The following is a 4,882-nucleotide window of genomic DNA, read 5'->3' on the forward strand; positions in this document are numbered from 1 at the left end:
CCTCAAGCATGAACAAAATTTAATCGAAAGAGACACGAGATAGCCGGCAAAGCGTCATTGGCGGGCCATCATCGTGTCCCTATTTATGGGGCGCGGGTACGGCATTCGAGGAGACGACGGATGAACGACAGCATCAGCACCCTGGACGAGCTTTTGAGCGATCCGATGGTCCTGCTTGTGATGGAGCGCGATCGTGTGCGCCCCGAACAGGTGCGCATGCTGCTCGAACGGGTTCGCCGGACTTCCGTCGACGAGCCTATGGTGCCGCCGGCCCATATGGTGGCCAAAAGCTGTTTCCAGCAATGGCTGCTTACTTAGCTACGGTCAGTTGGAGCTGGCCGGCAAATAGCTGTAATGGCTGCGGAAATAGGCGATTCTGAAGCCCAGGCGCGCGTAGTTGCGATAGGCAGGGCCGTCGCGCTCCTCGTGCGGCGCCTCGATGTCGGCGACGAACAGTTTCGCGCCGGCCGCAATCCCGTCGCGCACCAGCGCTTCCCCAAGCACCGCGTCGAGATCGAAGCTCGGCGCCATGACGCCGGGCACCGGCGCGTCGATGCCGCTCCAGGCCGCGCCGTCGGGCCCGATGAACAGCGAGCGCACCGCCACCACCGCGCCGTCCCGCTTGGCCATGTAGTGATGCCAGCCCTTTCGGCCGACCAGAGCCATCAGCCATGGTGAGGTGGGCAGCCGGTAGCGGCTGTCGATGAAGCCGGCCCATTCGCTTGCCGATGCCTTCGTCACACGTTCTACTGAAACCCCTTCAGCCGTGAAGAGCGGCTCGGATGACAGCGGTTCTGCCCCGCGATAAATCCGCTCCCAGCCGCCCTGGCGCTGCAGGCCGCGCGCCTCGAGCCAGCATCTGAGGCGCGATGGTTCAGTGTGCGGATTGACATAGAACCAGGGCCGCGAAATGCCGGCGGCGCGGTAGTGCGCCAGCAGCGCGTCGAGCTGGCTTTCGGTGGCCGGGCTGTCGACGCCGAAGTTCTTCACGCAGTTGAAATGGACGAACGGAATTGTCGTGCAGGTGGTCCAGGCGAGGCCGCCTTCTTGCGCTATCGAAAGGCCTTGGCTTGCGGCGAAATCGGCAGGCACGGCGGCGTAGAGGTCGAGCCAGGCATTCACCTCGGCGTGCTCGATAATACGGCTGAGGTCGCGCGAGACATCCTCGATCGCGATGACAGGCGGGCATGGTTCGGGCAGGGGCTGCAATTCTGACAGGGCGGTCTGCATGGCTCTCCTCCGTCATATGCCTTACAGTGTAAGATTAGCGGATTTTAATATAACCGCATGGCTTGTCAAGCGGCGCCTTACAAATCCGTAAATTGGATTCCGGGGATCGCCAGACTATGGCTCGGCGGGGATCGCCCCTCACGATTGTTCGACAGAAAGGCTCGATATGGCAGACATCTGCACCCAAGGCGTCGACACCGGCTTTGTCGGGCTGGGATTCGCCAAGGTGGCGTTCCTCGGCCTGGTGCAAGGCATCACCGAATTGCTGCCGATCTCTTCGACCGCCCATATGCGCATCGTACCGGCCGTGCTCGGCTGGCAGGATCCGGGCTCCGCCTTCTCCGCCGCCATGCAGCTTGCGGCCTTGGCCGCGGTGGTCAGCTATTTCTGGAGCGATGTCAGGGATATCCTGTTTGGTTCGCTCGACGCGCTGACGCGACGCGATTTCGCCGACCGGCATTTCCGGCTGGCGCTGTGGATCGTGCTGGCGACCATCCCGATCGTCATCGCCGGCGTGGCGCTGTCGGGCGTGCTCAACGCCTGCAACTCGCCGCTGCGCAGCCTGACGGTGATCGGCTGGGCCTGTATCGTGATGGCGATCCTTCTGGCGCTGGCCGAGATTTTTGCCAGCCACCGGCGCACCGTCGGCGAGGCATCGCTGACTGACGCGCTGCTCGTCGGCGTCGCCCAGATCGGCGCGCTGATTCCGGGTGTCTCTCGTTCCGGCTCGACCCTGACGGCCGCACTCGGGCTCGGCTTCAAGCGGGCCGAGGCGGCGCGGTTCTCGTTCCTGCTTGGGCTGCCCGCCATTGCGCTGGCCGGCCTCAAGGAGCTTTGGGAACTGCACAAGGTCCATCTCGACGCGCATGGCTGGTCGGTTCTGATCGTCGGACTGGTCGTCGCCTCGGTTTCCGCCTTCTTCGCCATATGGGGCCTGATGCGTGTGCTGGAGCGTTTTTCGGCCTGGCCGTTCGTCATCTATCGCGGCCTGCTTGGCGTCGTCCTGCTGCTATGCGTGGCGATGGGATGGCTTGCCTAGGGCTCTTTCACGGTATCGCTTGAAACGGGCTATATCCCTACCGGATCCTCCTGAACTTCGATTCCGGTACACGCATGGATTTTTTGACCCTCCTGCAATCGCTGCCGCTGCTGCTGGCGCTCGCCAAGGGCGCGCTGCCGTCGGTGGCGGCGTTCGGCATGGGATTTGGCCAATGGGTCGCTTCGCTGCCGCCATGCCGCGACTTTGCCTTTGAGGCGACCAGCTACCTCGTCTGCGAGGTCGACCCGAAACGGTATTCGATCGAACTGTTCTGGAAAGATCCGGCGGGCAAGCCGTTTCAATCGCTGCACAATCTCGATGCCTCGGAGCAGGCGGCCGGGCGCACCATGCTGTTTGCCATCAATGCCGGCATGTATCACCCGGACCTCGATCCGGTCGGTCTGTATGTCGAGCGCGGCAACGAAATGGCATCGGTGAAGACGGGATCGGGAAGCGGCAATTTTTCCCTGCAGCCGAACGGCATTTTCTACATGAGCAACGGCAAGGCCACGGTCCGCGCCACAAGGGATTTCCTGAAAAAGCGACCGCCGCTCGACTATGCGACGCAATCCGGGCCGATGCTGGTGATCGACGGCAAGCTGCATCCGAAATTCCAGGCCGACAGCACCTCGCGCAAGACGCGCGACGGCGTCGGCGTGCGGAAGGACGGCGTCGCCGTCTTTGCCATTTCGAACGGCACGGTGACCTTCCATGCCTTCGCCCGTCTTTTCCGCGATGCGCTCGGCTGCGACAACGCGCTTTTCCTCGACGGCACGATATCGAGCCTGTTCGCGCCGGCCATCGGCCGCAACGACGACTACTGGAATCTCGGGCCGATGATCGGCGTCTTCAGGAAATCCTAGCGGCTTTGCCAACCCGCTTGCCGCCGATCGCTCGCACTGGAAGCCAGATTTTGCGGCCCGGCGCGCTCGAAAAAAACTTGATTCAAACTTTATTGGTAATTTCTCGTTCATAACTCGATCTGGTTTGTCCGTCGGCTGTCGTTTTGCCCTCGGTCTGTTGTGTTTTGAGTACAGGTCCAGATGCGGATTCCGGGCGCCATCAGTTTTTTGATCGCATCGCTATGCCTTGCCGGCTGTACATCGACGGCCGGCGTCGACGCGCTGGATTTGCAGAAACCGTCGAACGAAACCACCAGTTCCGTGATACGGCCGCCCGCGCCGATCGCCGCGGCTCCGAAGGCGATGGCCAGGAGCGCGCCGAGGGCCGAAAGGGCGCCCGAGCCTGACAATGGTCTGCCTGACAATGGTCTGGAAGACGACAATGCTGCCGCCGAAAATACTCGGCCTTTCGGCCTTGCGGAAGAAGAGACGGTGTCGTTTCCGGCGCCTGAACTGCCCGACAGCGCCGAACCGCCGGTCGAGCCGGCTGCGCTCGTGTCGCCGCCGAGGCTGTTGAGCCGCGCGGCACCGCCCATGCTGGCCGGGCCGGTCACCCGTTACGGCTTTCGCGATGCCAAGCCGATCAATTTCGGCCGGTCCTCGCCCCGGCACCTTGCCGTGCACGGCGTCGACGTTTCGCGCTGGCAGGGCAACGTCAACTGGGAAAAGCTGCGCGCGCAGGGCGCCAACTTCGCCTACATCAAGGCGACCGATGGTGGCGACCATCTCGATCCGATGTTCATGAAGAACTGGCGCAATGCCGACGCCGCCGGCCTGAAGCGCGGCGCCTATCACTTCTTCTACTGGTGCCGCACTGCGGGCGAACAGGCCGACTGGTTCATCCGCAACGTGCCCAAGGTCGACGGCGCGCTGCCGCCGGTGATCGACGTCGAATGGAACGGCGAATCCAGCTGCAAGCGGCGGCCGTCGCGCGAAAAGGTGCTGGAAAAGATGCAGGTGTTCATGGACAAGCTGGAGCGCCACTACGGCCAGCGGCCCATCATCTACACCGCGCCTGATTTCTATCGCGACAATCTCCGGGGCGAATTTCTCGATTATCCGTTCTGGGTGCGCGCCGTGGCGCGGCATCCGTCGAAGGTTTACCCCGACCGCAAATGGCTGTTCTGGCAGTATTCCGGCTCCGGCCTGTCGCATGGTGTCACCGGCCGCATCGACCTCAACGTCTTCCATGGCGACGAACGGCAATGGCGCGCCTGGGCCGGTGGACGGATTTCCGTCGCCGACGCCGACTGAGGCCAGCCTATCAGGCCCGGCGTACTTCGCGCTCGCGTATGTCAGCCGTCTGGGCCAGCACCCAGTCCCGGAACACCTTGATCTTGGGCGTGTTGCGGCGGCTTTCCAGGTGGACGAGCCAATAGCCGTCGCCATCTGATCCCAGCACTTCAAATGGCTGTATCAACTGGCCCTTTGCCAGCAGGGCGCTGTAGATGTTGCGGGTCAGGATCGCGGCGCCCTGGTCGGTTAGCGCCGCCATTGCATCGTAAGCCTGCGAACCCAGGTTCGGTCCGGCCATGACGCGATCGGGCTCGAAGGGCACCCCGGCTGCTTCGAACCAGATTTTCCACCAGGGATCGTCGGCACAGCACAGCGCCACCTTGTAGAGATCCTCAGGATGGCGAATGCCACCCACGCTCTCGGCCAGTTTCGGGCTGATCATTGGCGTATAGTCCGCCTTGAACAGGTAATGGGC

Annotated in this window: 6 protein-coding genes; 4 read left to right on the forward strand and 2 right to left on the reverse strand. The window is 62.9% G+C overall.

The window, feature by feature from the left end:
- The first annotated feature begins 120 nt into the window (after positions 1 to 120).
- Complete coding sequence (locus ACXJ7R_RS24790; RefSeq protein WP_095085597.1) at positions 121 to 318, forward strand: hypothetical protein; 198 nt, start codon at positions 121 to 123, stop codon at positions 316 to 318.
- 6 nt (positions 319 to 324) lie between these two features.
- On the opposite strand, the gene ACXJ7R_RS24795 is transcribed toward ACXJ7R_RS24790, so the two are convergent.
- Positions 325 to 1,230, reverse strand: a complete 906-nt coding sequence (locus ACXJ7R_RS24795; RefSeq protein ID WP_457154128.1) for a hypothetical protein — start codon at positions 1,228 to 1,230, stop codon at positions 325 to 327.
- A gap of 166 nt (positions 1,231 to 1,396) precedes the next feature.
- Here ACXJ7R_RS24795 and uppP point away from each other — a divergent pair, with 166 nt between their 5' ends.
- From uppP to ACXJ7R_RS24810, 3 genes are all read left to right on the forward strand, one after another.
- Complete coding sequence (uppP, locus tag ACXJ7R_RS24800; RefSeq protein ID WP_457154129.1) at positions 1,397 to 2,269, forward strand: undecaprenyl-diphosphatase UppP; 873 nt, start codon at positions 1,397 to 1,399, stop codon at positions 2,267 to 2,269.
- 74 nt (positions 2,270 to 2,343) lie between these two features.
- Positions 2,344 to 3,132, forward strand: a complete 789-nt coding sequence (locus ACXJ7R_RS24805; RefSeq protein ID WP_457154130.1) for a phosphodiester glycosidase family protein — start codon at positions 2,344 to 2,346, stop codon at positions 3,130 to 3,132.
- 180 nt (positions 3,133 to 3,312) lie between these two features.
- Positions 3,313 to 4,425 (forward strand): GH25 family lysozyme, encoded by a 1,113-nt coding sequence (locus ACXJ7R_RS24810; protein ID WP_457154131.1) that lies wholly within the window; start codon positions 3,313 to 3,315, stop codon positions 4,423 to 4,425.
- Between the two features lie 10 nt (positions 4,426 to 4,435).
- Here ACXJ7R_RS24810 and ACXJ7R_RS24815 read toward each other — a convergent pair.
- On the reverse strand, positions 4,436 to 4,882 hold a 447-nt coding region (locus tag ACXJ7R_RS24815), incomplete at its 5' end, for a LysR substrate-binding domain-containing protein (protein WP_457154132.1).

Source organism: Mesorhizobium sp. P5_C1 (assembly GCF_054049815.1).